Genomic DNA, 11951 nt, shown 5'->3' with positions numbered 1-11951 from the left:
AGGAGAGCGAAGACCTAGTCGAACCGGTCGCCGAGATAGACGCGCCTCACTTCCGGATTGGCAAGGATCTCGTCCGGCCTGCCTTCGAACAGCACCTCGCCGTCGTGCATGATGGACGCCCGGTCGATGATGCCGAGCGTCTCGCGCACGTTGTGGTCGGTGATCAGCACCCCGATCCCCTGCGTCTTCAGATAGGTCACCACCTCGCGGATGTCGGTGATGGCCAGGGGGTCGATGCCGGCGAAGGGCTCGTCCAGCAGCATGAAGGCGGGCTCGCTGGCCAGCGCCCGGGCGATCTCGCAGCGACGCCGCTCGCCGCCCGACAGCGACACCGCCGGCGAGTTGCGCAGGTGGGAGATGCGCAGCTCCTCGAGCAGACGCTGGGTGGTTTCGCTGGCCTTGCGGTCGTCAGGCTCGCGCATCTCCACGACGGCGGCGATGTTCTGCTCCACCGTCATGCCGCGGAAGATCGAGGTCTCCTGGGGCAGGTAGCCGACGCCCAGGCGCGCGCGCTGGTACATGGGCTGGCCGGTGATGTCCTCGCCGTCCAGATAGATCGCGCCGTAGTCGGCGGCCACCAGCCCGGTGATCATGTAGAAGCAGGTGGTTTTGCCCGCGCCGTTCGGCCCGAGCAGGCCCGCCACCTCGCCCCGGCCGAGGCGCAGGCTGACGCTCTTCACCACGGCGCGGCCGCGGAAGGACTTGCCGATGCGGTCGACGAACAGCCCTTCGCGGTTGACGGCCTCGGCTGCAGCAAGGCTGTGCAGGACAGTGGCCATCAGCGCGCGGGCGGCTTGGCAGGCGCAGGCGTCGCAGCCGCCTGCTGCTGAGGATACAGGATCACCCGCACCCGGCCACCCGCCGTCTGGGGCGAATTGGAGATCAGCTGGTTCTGGCCGGTCGCCCTGTAGATGATGAGCTTGTCGCCCTTGCCGACGCTCTTGCCCTGCGCAAGCACGACGTGGCCGGTCAGGGTGATGGTGTTCGGTCCCGACTCATAGACCATGTAGTCGCTGCGGGCGTTCTCTGTCGGCGTGATATAGTAGAATGGTCCCGTCGCCTCGATTCGGTCCACCCCTCCGCTCTGGTCCGCTCCGAATGGGGTCGTTGTAGCCGCCGGCTGACCGGGCGCCCCTGCTGGCTTGGGCTTGCTATAGACCCTCATTTCCGGCGTACGGACGCGGGTCTGGTCCTGGGTGGCCTCGACGTTTCCCCGGAAGATGGTGAGGTGCTGAGGCTGGATCATCTCCACGCCTTCCGAGGTAATGTCGATCGGCTCGCTGGACTTCCCGTCCGGCGTCAAGCCCGGCGCGCCGCTCGACTGAGGCGCCGAGGGCGGAGGCGCTGCAGCTACGTGAGAGCCCTTCGGCGCGGAGGCGGGCTCAGGCGGAAGGGCAGCGGCGGAGCCGGCGAGGAGCAGCGCCGAGCTCAGGCCCAAGGCAGCCACAGGCCCAAGGGCGGAAAGGCGTCTCATGGCCTTGGTCTTTCTGAGATGGCGGGGCGCAGGGTGGGCGCGGCGCCGGTCGCCGCCCCGTGGCCGAAGATCTGGTAGGGCACAGGTATCGCGCCGGCCGGCAGCACCGGCCTGGCGGCGGGCTGGACCGGTCCCCTGACATCGGGCTTGTTGGTCAGGTGGGTGTGCACGTGGCCTGTGAAGATGGCGTGTTGGCCCTTGTCATACACCTGATAGGCGTCGGCCAAAATGAACCCCGAGGGGCCGTAGCTGTGGACGTGGGCGTTCCCCAACGCACTGTTGCGGCGCATGTCCACGTGCGCCACCTGGCTCTCGAAGGTGTAGCCCCGCCCGTCGGTGGCGACCACGTTCCCGATCAGGTCCAAGAGCTTGTGCGCCTCGTGATAGACACCGTGCAGGGCCTTGGTGGTCATGGGAGCCGGCGCTCCGGCCGGGTACTGCAGCAGGTCCGGGTTGACCAGGGTGATCCGGTCCGGGTCGCCCGCATCGCGCACCGCTTCGCTGGCCGACATGATGTAGAGCTCGCCTTTCTCGTTCCGGCCGTAGAAGGCGGGATTGATCAGGTGGATGGAGCCGAGCTCCTTGTCCGCCCGGGCGAGGGCGGACAGCAGCGCCCGCACCCCCACCCAGCCCAACCCCAGCAGCATGATGGCTGCAATCGCCGCCGGGAGGGCCTTGCGGAAGAATTGCACCTGGCGCGAGCGCCTGCGCCAGCGTTCCAGCGCCGCAGCGCGGCGCGCCAGGTCAGGGCTGGCCCCTGGCGGCGGAAATCCATCCTCGCTGTAGCCCATGTCCAAGGCCATCGTCCGGCCGATCAGCTGTGGGCGAAGATATCGACGTCCTCCCAGCCCGCGGCGTCGAGGCGCGCGCGGGCGGGCAGGAAATCGAAGCAGGCCTGGGCCAGCCCCATGCGTCCCTCCCGGACCAGCATGGCGTCGAGCCGATCCTTGAGGCGATGCAGGTTGAGCACGTCCGACGCCGCATAGGCCTGCTGCTCGGGCGTGAGCGCGTCCTGCCCCCAGTCGGAGCTCTGCTGCGCCTTGGACATGTCCACGCTGAGGAGTTCCTTGGTTACGTCTTTCAACCCGTGCCGGTCCGTATAGGTCCGCGCCAGCTTGGAGGCGATCTTAGTGCAGTAGACCGGTCCTGTGCGCACGCCCAGGTAGACCTCGAGCATGGCGATGTCGAAACGCCCGAAGTGGAAGATCTTCAGCACTGCAGGGTCGGTCAGCAGGCGTTTGAGATTGGGCGCTTCGTAGCCGGGGCGCGCCAGCTGGATCACGTGAGCGTCGCCATCTCCTGCGGAGAGTTGGACCACCGTCAGGGGATCGCGGTGCAGCCGCAGGCCCATGGCCTCGGAATCCACCGCCACGGCAGCGCCGAAGTCGAAGCCGTCGGGCAGGTCGCCGCGGTGCAGGTGGACGGTCATGCGGAAAGTGCTCTGCGCAATGCGGCCGGAGGCGCCCCCAAGGCGGTAGACGCCATCTTCAAGGCCGCGTCGCCGCCGGCCGGCGAACAGTCTGGTGCCCAGGAGAGGACTCGAACCTCCACGGTTTTTACACCACTGGCACCTGAAGCCAGCGCGTCTACCAATTCCGCCACCTGGGCAGGCTCCTGCGGGTCAAGACCCGCAGGGCGTCGGAAGGCGCGCTGTGTAGGGCGCCGCATGGAGGCGGTCAACGGCGTTGTCCCTCTCGCTTCTTAATACGGGGCGCGTGAGCTTGACCCGATCGGGTCCCCCGGCCTATACGCACCGCTTCCAGCGCGGTGGAGCCTCTTCCCGCGTCGATCACCTATTCCAAGCTTGGACCAAGATTATGTCGCGCCGTTGCGAACTCACGGGCGTCGGCCCGATGGTCGGCCACAACGTCAGCCATTCCAACATCAAGACAAAGCGCCGCTTCCTGCCGTCGCTGGCCTCCACCGCGCTTTATTCCGAGTCGCTCAAGCAGAGCGTCCGGCTGAAGGTGTCCAAGGCCGCTCTCCGCACCCTGGACTTCAAGGGCGGCCTGGACATCTACCTGCTGAAGGCGAGCGACGAGGTCCTGTCGCCCCGCGCCCAGAAGCTGAAGCGCCAGGTCAAGGCCCGTACCAGCCCGGCCGCTGACCAGGCCGCCGCCTGAGGCCCGCCGCTTCACTGCTCCGAGTCCGTCATCCTCGGGCTCGTCCCGAGGATCGAGGCCGGCCCGGTGCAGAGCGCCTGCGGCGCTGAAAGCGCCCGGTAGCGGAACGCATGATCCTCGGGACAAACCCGAGGATGACGGTGGGTAAGATCGCTCGCTACCGATCAGCTTCTACCGCCGTCCACCTCAGCCGCCGTCCAGGACCCGCGCCACGTCCGAGGCCCCGAACGGCTTGGATAGGGTCGGCCGGTCGCGCCAGACATCCGGCAGGCCGCCGGGACCATAGCCGGTGGCGAAGGCGAAGGGCTTGCCCCTGGCCCTTAATGCCTCCGCCACCGGAAAGATCGGCTGGCCGCCCAGATTGACATCCAGGATGGCGAAGTCGAAGGCGTCGGCATCGGCCTCGATGAAGCTCAGGGCCTGAGGCAGGCTGCTGGCGCAGTGGGCCACGGTGTGGCCGGCGTCATCCAGCATGTCCTCCAGCAGCATGGCCACCAGCGTCTCGTCCTCGACGATCAGCACCCGCTTGGCCCGCTCCGACGCCTTGCCTCCCATAGATCCTCACTGCGACACGGCGAAACTCCGCTGATCCGTACGCCTCCAAGGATTTCGACACGGCGTCAAACGAAAATACACACAAAGGCCCGCAATGCGCTCGCACAGCCTCAAAGAACGATGACGCCGGCCCCGCCGGCCTCATCGCCGAAGGCCAACTGCGTTCCGTCCGGCGACATGGCCAGGGCGCTGACGGGCGACCCGGCAGGCGGCACGATCTCGCGAACGCCCTGGGCCGCCAGGTCGGCGACCCAGACCGAACCATCGGTGCGACCGCCGGCCAGCCGCGAACCTCCAGCTTCGGCGGCGACCCTACAGACCTCAGATCCCTCCTGGAACCCGATCTCCGCCGCCTCCTTGCCCATCGGGCCGTCCGCGCCCGCAAAGGGCCAGACCACCGCCGCCGGCGCGCCGGAACTGGCCATCAGGCGGCCTTTGGAGAGGAAGGCGAGGCTGCGCACCTTGGCCGGATAGCCGCCCATCCGCATGTCCTTGCCATCAGCCAGCCGCCAGCCATGCAGGGCGTTCTCCTGCATTGAGGAGACGACGAAGCGTGCATCGGGGCTCCAGGCCAGACCGATGTGCGAGCCGGCCCATTTCAGCGCCTGAGGCTTCTGCTCGGCTATGCGGGCGTACCAGAGAAGCACGCCCCCATAGCTCGCCGCCGCCAGCCGTCGGCCCTTGGGGTCGAAGGCGAGGGCCGCCACGGAGCGCTCGTGGCGGAACAGACGCTCGAACCTCGCGTCGGCGACATCGCGGACATGAGCTTCGCGTCCGCAGGCGAAAGCGACCAGGCCGTTGGCCGCACTGGCGTCCAGCGCGTCGATCCAGCGGCCCGGCCGTTCGAACAGCGTCGTCGTCTCCCCAGGGCGGGTCCAGCAGACCGCTCCATCGTCCCCGCCGGTCAGCAGGCCCGAGCCGGAGGGGTGGAGGGCGGCGCAGAGAACAGCGCCCGCATGGGTCCTACGGTCGGGCAGGCCCGGCCCGCGCACCGTACCGTCGCCGAGCGCGAACCAGGCCTGGCTGGCGCCGTCGAAATGGGCGGCGGCGACATAGGCGTCGTAGCTGAAGGCGGTCATCTGGGCTCAGGCCTAGCCGCCCCGGGACAGGCGGGCGTGGGTCTTTACATCCCGGTGGTATCGGGCAAAAGGGTCATGAAGGGACCCGTCCAGACGGGTCTGCACGGGAGTATCCAGGAATGGCGGCACAGCTTTCCGGTCCGGCGTCGGGGTCGAAGTTCACCATCGCCACCAATGCCGAGATGAACGTCACCCCCATGGTGGACGTCATGCTGGTGCTCTTGATCATCTTCATGGTGGCCGCGCCCGTGCCGACCTTGTCGATCAAGCTCGACCTGCCGCCAGCTCTGCCGAACACCGCCCCGCCGCCCAAGCCGCCGACCGTGGTGTCGATCCAGAAGTCCGGCGCCATCTTCGTCGGGCCGAAGGAGTCGGCCATCCCCAACCTGCCGTCCGACCTCGTCGGCGCGCTGGGCTCCAACGCGCAGGACCAGACCGTCTACATCCGCGCCGACAAGGAAGTGAAGTATTCCGCCTTCATGGCCGTGCTGAACAAGCTGCAGGGCAGCGGCTTCTACAAAGTCTCGCTGATCACCGAGGACCGGTCGTAAGAACGTATCGTCGGGATGGAGACCGTTCCTGACGGCTTCTCCAGGCACGATCGCAAGAGCGGTCTCACCGATCCGTGGGAGCCGATCTATTCGCGGAAGATAGCCGAGGGCGTGGTGCTGGCCGTTCGCGCGGGCCCGGCCCATGTGAACAGCCGCGGGTTCGTGCATGGGGGACTGCTGGCGGCCCTCGCCGACAACGCCATGGGTTTGAGCTGTGCGGCGCAGCTGACCGACTTGGCGTCTCTGGTCACGGTATCGCTGTCCATCGACTTCCTGGCTTCCGCGCAGACGGGCCAGTGGATCACCTTCGAACCGCGCTTCATCAAGGCGGGCGGTACGATCTGCTTTGCCGACTGCTTCGTGAACGCCGATGGCGTTCCCTGCGCCAAGGCGAGCGCGACGTTCAGAGCCCTCCGCCAGCCCTCTTGATCTAGGCGCAGGCCTCCTTCTGCAAGTCGCACAGCCGCGTGATCCCGGCCTCCGCCAACCCGAACAACGCCTCGAACTCCGCGCGTGAGAAGCCGCGCCTCTCGCCGGTGGCCTGCACCTCCACGATCTGGCCCGAGCCCGTCAGCACGAAGTTGGCGTCCGCCTCCGCGCCCGAATCCTCCTCGTAGTCCAGGTCCAGCCGCGGCTCGCCCCCCACGATCCCGCAGGAGATCGCCGCCACCTGGTCCAGCATCGGATCGCGCTTCAGCACCCCCTCCGCCAGCAGGTAGTCGAACGCCTTTCGCAGCGCGACCCAGGCCCCGGTGATCGCGGCGGTGCGCGTGCCACCGTCCGCCTGGAGCACGTCGCAGTCGAGGGCGAACTGCCGCTCGCCGAGCGCCTTCAGGTCCACCACGGCGCGGAGCGAGCGCCCGATCAGGCGCTGGATCTCCTGGGTGCGCCCGCTCTGCTTGCCAGCCGCAGCTTCCCGCCGGCCGCGAGTGTGGGTGGCGCGGGGCAGCATGCCGTATTCCGCCGTCACCCAACCCTGGCCCTTGCCCTTCAGGAAGCCTGGCACGCCCTCCTCGAGGCTGGCGGTAACCAGCACCCGGGTGTGTCCAAAGCCGACCAGGCAGGAGCCTTCCGCATAGCGGTTGACGCCAGTCTCCAGGGTGATGGGGCGAAGCGCATCGGGAGCACGGTCGAGGGCGCGCATGTGGTAGGCTCCACCTTGTGAGAACGGCCGCCCACCTAGACGAAGCCGGCGGCGCGGGCCACCTTATAGCGCCGTGACGCCCGCACCGCCGCTCACCTCCACCAGCATCTTCGCCCTGGAGCGCGCCGCAAGCCTCGGCGCCCTGGACGAGCGGGCCCGCGACATCTTCCGCCGCATCGTGGAGACCTATCTGGAGACGGGCGAGCCGGTGGGCTCGCGCACGGTGTCCAAGGGCGGGCTGCAGCTCTCCCCCGCCTCCATCCGCAACACCATGCAGGACCTGACCGCGCTGGGCCTGCTGGCGGCGCCGCACACCAGCGCCGGCCGCCTGCCCACCCATGCGGGCCTGCGCCTGTTCGTCGACGGCCTGATGGAGATCGGCGACATCGGGGAGGACGAGCGCAAGCTGATTGAGGGGCGCCTCGCCGGCCGTGGCCGCAGCTTCCAGGAGGCCCTGGACGAGGCCAGCATACTGCTCTCGGGCCTCGTCGGCGGCGCCGGCATGGTGGTGACGCCGGTGCGCGACGCCGGCGTCAAGCACGTGGAGTTCGTGCCGCTCGATCCCTCCCGCGCGCTCGTCATCATGGTATTCGAGGACGGCTCCATCGAGAACCGGCTGATGGTGACGCCCCCTGGCCTCACCCCCTCCACCCTGCAGGAGGCGTCCAACTTCCTCAGCACCCGACTGCATGGCCGCACCCTGGCCGAGGCGGAAGCCGCCATCTCGGCCGAGCTGAAGGCCGCCCGCCAGGAGCTGGACGACGCCGCCACCCGCCTGGTGCAGGACGGCATGGCCGCCTGGGGCGGGGGCCCGAGCGGGGAGCGGGCGCTCATCGTGCGCGGCCGCGCCAACCTCTTGGCGGACGCCACGGCGCGGGAGGACCTCGACAAGGTGCGCCTGCTCTTCGACGACCTGGAGCAGAAGGAGCAGTTGATCGGCCTGCTCGACGACGTGCGCCAGGCCGAGGGCGTGCGCATCTTCATCGGCGCCGAGACCAAGCTGTTCTCGTTATCGGGTTCCGCCGTGATCGCGGCGCCCTATATGACCGGCAAGCAGAAGGTGGTGGGCGCGATCGGGGTGATCGGGCCCGCGCGCCTGAACTATGCCCGGGTGATCCCGCTGGTGGACTACACCGCCCGCGTGCTCGGCCGCCTGCTGGACGGCTAGCGGCCCACCCGCACAAAGACACGAAGATGGAGAGCCGAATGGCCGAACACGATTTCGACGACCCCGAAGCCGAGCTGGGCGAGGACGCCATCGACCCAGGCAGCACGCTCGCCAAGCTGATGGCCGAGAACGCCGCCCTGAAGGACCAGGCCATGCGTTACGCCGCAGAGGCGGAGAACGTGCGGCGGAGGACTGAGAAGGAGGCCAACGACGCGCGCGCCTACGCCATCCAGAAGTTCGCCCGCGACCTGCTGGACGCCTCGGACAACCTGCACCGCGCCGTGGAGCATGCGCCGAGGGACGTCGAGGACGCGGCGGTGAAGAACTTCGTCATGGGCGTGACCATGAGCGAGAAGGCCCTGCAGACCGCCTTCGAGCGTAACAACCTGAAGCGTGTGATGCCCGATAAGGGCGAGAAGTTCGACCCCAACCGCCACCAGGCCATGATGGAGCAGCCGGCCGACGACGTGCCGCCGGGTAGCGTGATCTGGGTCATGCAGCCGGGCTACGAGCTGTTCGGCCGCATCATCCGCCCCGCCATGGTGGCTGTGACGCCCAAGGCTGCGGCCCCCCTGCAGCCCGTGAACGACGGCGCCTACGCCCAGACCGAAGCGTCCGCCGCCGGCGCTTCACTGGACGCAAAGGCCTAGGCCAATGGGCCAGGCGCGCAGCGTCGCCCGCCTGCTGTGCGCCGGACTTCTCGTCAGCGTCCTGGCATCGGCGGGACAGGCGAACGCCCAGGACAAGCCCCGGCCGAGGCCGAAGCCCCTGCCTGAGGCGTCCGACATGGCGGCCTCTAACAGCCTGTCGGACCAGAACAGCCTCGGCGCGCCGGACGCCGCGATCCGCCCGCCGGTCCCGTCGACCAGGACATTGAAGCCGGTGAAGCCGATCGTTGCACCGCCTCCCCCGCTCGTCCTGCGCTCGGCTGTGCACTCCCGCTACAGCCGCCTGCCCACTCTCGCCCGCAGCACTACCGGCCAGTGCCGCGCCCAGTGCGCGGTGGCGCGCACCCAGTGCGCCAGCGGCGGCGAGGCCGACACCAGCGGCTGCGACCCCGCCTGGACCCAGTGCCTGTCCACCTGCGATGGCCTCACCTACTCGCGGGGCCCTTGATCTCCCTCGCTCCTGAAGGAGACGGGGGTCGATTGGCGCTTCGTTCCTAAAGGCCTATCTTGTCGCCATGGACGCTGCGCCCGTCACAAGCCTGGACCTCGGCCGCCGAACGGCGGCGACGGTCGCGCCGAGCAACCTGTCCGGCCTCACCCGACCCGAACTCGCCGCCGCCCTGGTGGAGAGTGGCGCTGTCGCCTCCGACAAGGCGAAGATGCGCGCCGCCCAGCTGTGGCGCTGGATCCATCATCACGGCGTCACCGACTTCGCCGCCATGAGCAACGTGTCCAAGGACATGCAGGCCACGTTAAGCGAGCGCTTCACCTTGGTGCGGCCCCAGATCGTCGAGCGGCAGGTCAGCCGCGACGGCACCCGCAAGTGGCTGATTCGCTTCGCGCCCGGGATCGAGGCCGAGACCGTCTACATCCCCGATGTCGGCCGCTCGGGCGCGCTCTGCGTCTCCAGCCAGGTCGGCTGCACCCTGAACTGCACCTTCTGCCATACCGGCACCCAGGCGCTCGTGCGCAACCTCACCGCCGCCGAGATCGTGGCCCAGGTGCAGGTGGCCCGCGACGACCTGGAGGAGTGGCCCTCGCCGAAGGAAGAGCGGCGGCTGTCCAACATCGTGTTCATGGGCATGGGCGAGCCACTCTACAACCTGGACGGGGTGGCGGGCGCCATCGACATCATTTCCGACGGCGAGGGCATCGCCATCTCGCGCCGGCGGATCACCGTCTCCACCTCCGGCGTCGTGCCGGAACTCAAGCCACTCGGCGACCGGACCCAGGCCATGCTGGCCATCTCGCTCCACGCCACCCACGACGCGCTTCGCGACCAGCTGGTGCCGCTGAACCGCAAGTACCCGCTAAAGCAGCTGATGGCGGGCGTGCGGGCCTATCCGGGCCTGTCTAACGCGCGGCGGGCGACCTTCGAATACATCATGCTCAAGGGCGTGAACGACAGCCCGGCGGAGGCGAGGGCGCTGGTGAAGCTGATCGACGGCATTCCCGCCAAGATCAACCTGATCCCGTTCAACCCCTGGCCAGGCTCGCCATACCATTGCTCCGACGGCGCGACCATCGAGGCCTTCGCCGCCATCCTGAACTGCGCTGGCTACGCCTCACCGATCCGCACGCCGCGGGGGCGGGACATCCTGGCGGCCTGCGGTCAGCTGAAGTCGGAGAGCGAGAAGCTGCGGGCCAGTGCGCGGCGGGTGCCGGAGCTGGCGGAGTAGCGGCTTTCCTTCCCGGCTTTCGCACTCTAAAGCCCGCTCACCTCCCGCGAAGGACACGTCCATGGGCGCCCTCCTGCCGATCCTGATCTTCGTAGTCGCCGTCATCGCGGTGAACATGTTCGAGTTCGGCCGCCCGGACTAGGCTCGTGCCGGCCGCCTTGGTCACCGGCGGCGCGCAGCGGGTGGGGCGGGCGATTGCGCTGGCCCTCGGCGACGCCGGCTATGACGTGGCGGTCCATTATCGACGAGCCCCAGACGAAGCGCAGGCCACCCTCGCCGAGCTGAAGGCGCGCGGCCGCCGCGCCGTCGCTGTGGCCGCGGACCTGACCGACGAAGCGGCGGTGGCCGGACTCCCTGCACAGGCGGCCGCGCATCTCGGGCCGTTGGCCTTGCTGGTCAACAACGCCTCGCTGTTCCACGACGACCGCTTCGGCGGGGTCGGGCGCGAGCTCTGGGACGCGCATATGGCGACCAATCTCCGCGCCCCGATCGTGCTGGCCGAAGCCTTCGCCGCCGCCTTGCCTGCCCAGATCGCCGATGCAGAGGCCTGCATCGTCAACATCCTCGACCAGAGGGTGCTAAAGCCCAACCCGCAGTTCTTCAGCTACGCCCTGTCCAAGTCGGCGCTCTGGACCGCCACCCGCATGATGGCCCAGGCTCTGGCGCCCCGCATCAGGGTGAACGGGGTCGGCCCGGGACCCACCCTCGCCTCCATCCACCAGGATGCGACGACCTTTGCCGCCGAGGCCGCCGCCACGCCGCTGCAGCGCAGCTCCACGCCGCAGGAGATCGCCGCCGCCGTGCTCTACCTGGCGCAAGCCCGAGCGGTGACCGGCCAGGTGATTGCGGTGGACAGCGGCCAACATCTGGCCTGGCGCACCCCCGACATCGTGAGCGAGTGACCATGCATCAGCGTATCTTCTCCTCCCCTGCGGAGCGGGAGATGGGGGCCGCGCGAAGCGAGGTGGAGGGCGCGAACCGCGGCCGGCCGGTCTACCTCTCCCGTGGCCGCGACACCCGCTCCTTCACGGCGCGTTCCGCGCCGCGCCACCTCCCCGGCTTTGCAGCGGAGGATAGATGATCCATGCGTTGTCGGTCTTCGTGGAAGGTTTGACGCTGGAGGCCGAGATCGGCCTCTACGACCACGAACGCGGCCGCACCCAGCCCCTGTCGGTGGACATCGAGCTCACCCTCACCCCCGCGGTGGCCCACGGCATCCACGGCACCGTCAACTACGAGACCTTGGCCGCCAAGGCCCGCGCGCTCGCCGCCTGCGGCCATGTCGAGCTGGTGGAGACCTTCGCCGAGCAACTGGCGGCCGACTGCCTGGACCACCCCCGCGCGGTGCGGGTGAGGATCAGGGTCCGCAAGCCCGAGGCGATCGGCGGCGCGCAGGCCGCAGGCGTGGAGCTGACCGCCAGCCGCAGCTGAGCCGCACGGTGATCGCTTGAACGGCTGGGGGGATTTCGGCGCGGGGTGATGTCTGATTCATGGGAGCCCTTGGTGGAGG

The 11951-nt window shown here is 68.9% G+C and carries 16 protein-coding genes, 1 tRNA gene and 1 pseudogene; 10 read left to right on the top strand and 8 right to left on the bottom strand.

The window, feature by feature from the left end:
* Window positions 1-14 precede the first annotated feature (14 nt).
* From lptB to HUV06_RS03130, 5 genes are all read right to left on the bottom strand, one after another.
* Entirely contained in the window at window positions 15-779 is a 765-nt protein-coding gene (lptB, locus tag HUV06_RS03150) for an LPS export ABC transporter ATP-binding protein (RefSeq protein WP_174299820.1), read from the bottom strand.
* The gene (locus HUV06_RS03145) at window positions 779-1303 is read right to left on the bottom strand and encodes an LptA/OstA family protein (protein ID WP_174299819.1); all 525 of its coding nucleotides are present in this window, start codon (window positions 1301-1303) and stop codon (window positions 779-781) included. Before HUV06_RS03145 ends, lptB begins: the two co-directional genes overlap by 1 nt.
* A 167-nt stretch (window positions 1304-1470) precedes the next feature.
* A complete protein-coding gene (gene lptC, locus HUV06_RS03140) occupies window positions 1471-2277 on the bottom strand; it encodes an LPS export ABC transporter periplasmic protein LptC (protein WP_174299818.1) in 807 nt (268 codons plus the stop codon).
* An 11-nt stretch (window positions 2278-2288) separates the two neighbouring features.
* A complete protein-coding gene (locus HUV06_RS03135; RefSeq protein ID WP_174299817.1) occupies window positions 2289-2903 on the bottom strand; it encodes a ribonuclease D in 615 nt (204 codons plus the stop codon).
* A gap of 92 nt (window positions 2904-2995) precedes the next feature.
* A tRNA-Leu gene (locus HUV06_RS03130) sits at window positions 2996-3082 on the bottom strand.
* A gap of 209 nt (window positions 3083-3291) precedes the next feature.
* Between HUV06_RS03130 and rpmB the strand changes: the two genes are divergently transcribed.
* On the top strand, window positions 3292-3597 hold the full coding sequence (rpmB, locus tag HUV06_RS03125; protein ID WP_174299816.1) for a 50S ribosomal protein L28: 306 nt from the start codon (window positions 3292-3294) through the stop codon (window positions 3595-3597).
* A gap of 186 nt (window positions 3598-3783) precedes the next feature.
* Here rpmB and HUV06_RS03120 read toward each other — a convergent pair whose 3' ends face one another.
* Together HUV06_RS03120 and HUV06_RS03115 are read right to left on the bottom strand one after the other, a co-directional pair.
* Window positions 3784-4152: a response regulator gene (locus tag HUV06_RS03120; protein WP_174299815.1), complete on the bottom strand. Its 369-nt coding sequence runs from the start codon at window positions 4150-4152 to the stop codon at window positions 3784-3786.
* A gap of 110 nt (window positions 4153-4262) precedes the next feature.
* Complete coding sequence (locus HUV06_RS03115; RefSeq protein WP_174299814.1) at window positions 4263-5231, bottom strand: WD40 repeat domain-containing protein; 969 nt, start codon at window positions 5229-5231, stop codon at window positions 4263-4265.
* A 119-nt stretch (window positions 5232-5350) separates the two neighbouring features.
* Here HUV06_RS03115 and HUV06_RS03110 point away from each other — a divergent pair, with 119 nt between their 5' ends.
* Both HUV06_RS03110 and HUV06_RS03105 read left to right on the top strand, forming a co-directional pair.
* Window positions 5351-5782: a biopolymer transporter ExbD gene (locus HUV06_RS03110; RefSeq protein ID WP_174299813.1), complete on the top strand. Its 432-nt coding sequence runs from the start codon at window positions 5351-5353 to the stop codon at window positions 5780-5782.
* Between the two features lie 15 nt (window positions 5783-5797).
* On the top strand, window positions 5798-6211 hold the full coding sequence (locus tag HUV06_RS03105; RefSeq protein ID WP_174299812.1) for a PaaI family thioesterase: 414 nt from the start codon (window positions 5798-5800) through the stop codon (window positions 6209-6211).
* Between the two features lies 1 nt (window position 6212).
* Here HUV06_RS03105 and rph read toward each other — a convergent pair whose 3' ends face one another.
* The gene (gene rph / locus HUV06_RS03100; RefSeq protein ID WP_174299811.1) at window positions 6213-6926 is read right to left on the bottom strand and encodes a ribonuclease PH; all 714 of its coding nucleotides are present in this window, start codon (window positions 6924-6926) and stop codon (window positions 6213-6215) included.
* Between the two features lie 106 nt (window positions 6927-7032).
* Here rph and hrcA point away from each other — a divergent pair, with 106 nt between their 5' ends.
* The 7 genes and pseudogenes from hrcA (at window position 7033) to HUV06_RS03065 (ending at window position 11872) form a co-directional block, all read left to right on the top strand.
* Window positions 7033-8094 carry a heat-inducible transcriptional repressor HrcA gene (gene hrcA / locus HUV06_RS03095; RefSeq protein ID WP_174299839.1) on the top strand — a complete coding sequence of 354 codons (1062 nt, stop codon included), beginning with the start codon at window positions 7033-7035 and terminating at the stop codon, window positions 8092-8094.
* A gap of 38 nt (window positions 8095-8132) precedes the next feature.
* Window positions 8133-8744: a nucleotide exchange factor GrpE gene (gene grpE, locus HUV06_RS03090; protein ID WP_174299810.1), complete on the top strand. Its 612-nt coding sequence runs from the start codon at window positions 8133-8135 to the stop codon at window positions 8742-8744.
* Window positions 8745-8748: 4 nt separating this feature from the next.
* Entirely contained in the window at window positions 8749-9210 is a 462-nt protein-coding gene (locus tag HUV06_RS03085) for a hypothetical protein (RefSeq protein WP_217433611.1), read from the top strand.
* A gap of 67 nt (window positions 9211-9277) precedes the next feature.
* Window positions 9278-10441: a 23S rRNA (adenine(2503)-C(2))-methyltransferase RlmN gene (gene rlmN / locus HUV06_RS03080; RefSeq protein ID WP_174299808.1), complete on the top strand. Its 1164-nt coding sequence runs from the start codon at window positions 9278-9280 to the stop codon at window positions 10439-10441.
* Window positions 10442-10569: 128 nt separating this feature from the next.
* Window positions 10570-11343, top strand: a pseudogene (locus HUV06_RS03075) (SDR family oxidoreductase); the annotation flags it as partial.
* A 2-nt stretch (window positions 11344-11345) separates the two neighbouring features.
* On the top strand, window positions 11346-11522 hold the full coding sequence (locus tag HUV06_RS03070; RefSeq protein WP_174299806.1) for a hypothetical protein: 177 nt from the start codon (window positions 11346-11348) through the stop codon (window positions 11520-11522).
* The gene (locus HUV06_RS03065; protein ID WP_174299805.1) at window positions 11519-11872 is read left to right on the top strand and encodes a dihydroneopterin aldolase; all 354 of its coding nucleotides are present in this window, start codon (window positions 11519-11521) and stop codon (window positions 11870-11872) included. Before HUV06_RS03070 ends, HUV06_RS03065 begins: the two co-directional genes overlap by 4 nt.
* The last annotated feature ends 79 nt before the right edge of the window (window positions 11873-11951 follow it).

This window comes from Caulobacter sp. S45 (genome assembly GCF_903642205.1).
GTDB lineage: Bacteria > Pseudomonadota > Alphaproteobacteria > Caulobacterales > Caulobacteraceae > CAHJWH01.
This window is presented reverse-complemented; position numbering and strand designations above follow the sequence as displayed.

What these genes read in the sequence shown, in the direction of transcription:
- lptB (WP_174299820.1), bottom strand. Translation starts at nt 779, where the DNA reads ATGGCCACTGTCCTGCACAGCCTTGCTGCAGCCGAGGCCGTCAACCGC.
- lptC (WP_174299818.1), bottom strand. Translation starts at nt 2,277, where the DNA reads ATGGCCTTGGACATGGGCTACAGCGAGGATGGATTTCCGCCGCCAGGG.
- HUV06_RS03135 (WP_174299817.1), bottom strand. Translation starts at nt 2,903, where the DNA reads ATGACCGTCCACCTGCACCGCGGCGACCTGCCCGACGGCTTCGACTTC.
- rpmB (WP_174299816.1), top strand. Translation starts at nt 3,292, where the DNA reads ATGTCGCGCCGTTGCGAACTCACGGGCGTCGGCCCGATGGTCGGCCAC.
- HUV06_RS03120 (WP_174299815.1), bottom strand. Translation starts at nt 4,152, where the DNA reads ATGGGAGGCAAGGCGTCGGAGCGGGCCAAGCGGGTGCTGATCGTCGAG.
- HUV06_RS03115 (WP_174299814.1), bottom strand. Translation starts at nt 5,231, where the DNA reads ATGACCGCCTTCAGCTACGACGCCTATGTCGCCGCCGCCCATTTCGAC.
- HUV06_RS03110 (WP_174299813.1), top strand. Translation starts at nt 5,351, where the DNA reads ATGGCGGCACAGCTTTCCGGTCCGGCGTCGGGGTCGAAGTTCACCATC.
- HUV06_RS03105 (WP_174299812.1), top strand. Translation starts at nt 5,798, where the DNA reads ATGGAGACCGTTCCTGACGGCTTCTCCAGGCACGATCGCAAGAGCGGT.
- rph (WP_174299811.1), bottom strand. Translation starts at nt 6,926, where the DNA reads ATGCGCGCCCTCGACCGTGCTCCCGATGCGCTTCGCCCCATCACCCTG.
- grpE (WP_174299810.1), top strand. Translation starts at nt 8,133, where the DNA reads ATGGCCGAACACGATTTCGACGACCCCGAAGCCGAGCTGGGCGAGGAC.
- HUV06_RS03085 (WP_217433611.1), top strand. Translation starts at nt 8,749, where the DNA reads ATGGGCCAGGCGCGCAGCGTCGCCCGCCTGCTGTGCGCCGGACTTCTC.
- rlmN (WP_174299808.1), top strand. Translation starts at nt 9,278, where the DNA reads ATGGACGCTGCGCCCGTCACAAGCCTGGACCTCGGCCGCCGAACGGCG.
- HUV06_RS03070 (WP_174299806.1), top strand. Translation starts at nt 11,346, where the DNA reads ATGCATCAGCGTATCTTCTCCTCCCCTGCGGAGCGGGAGATGGGGGCC.
- HUV06_RS03065 (WP_174299805.1), top strand. Translation starts at nt 11,519, where the DNA reads ATGATCCATGCGTTGTCGGTCTTCGTGGAAGGTTTGACGCTGGAGGCC.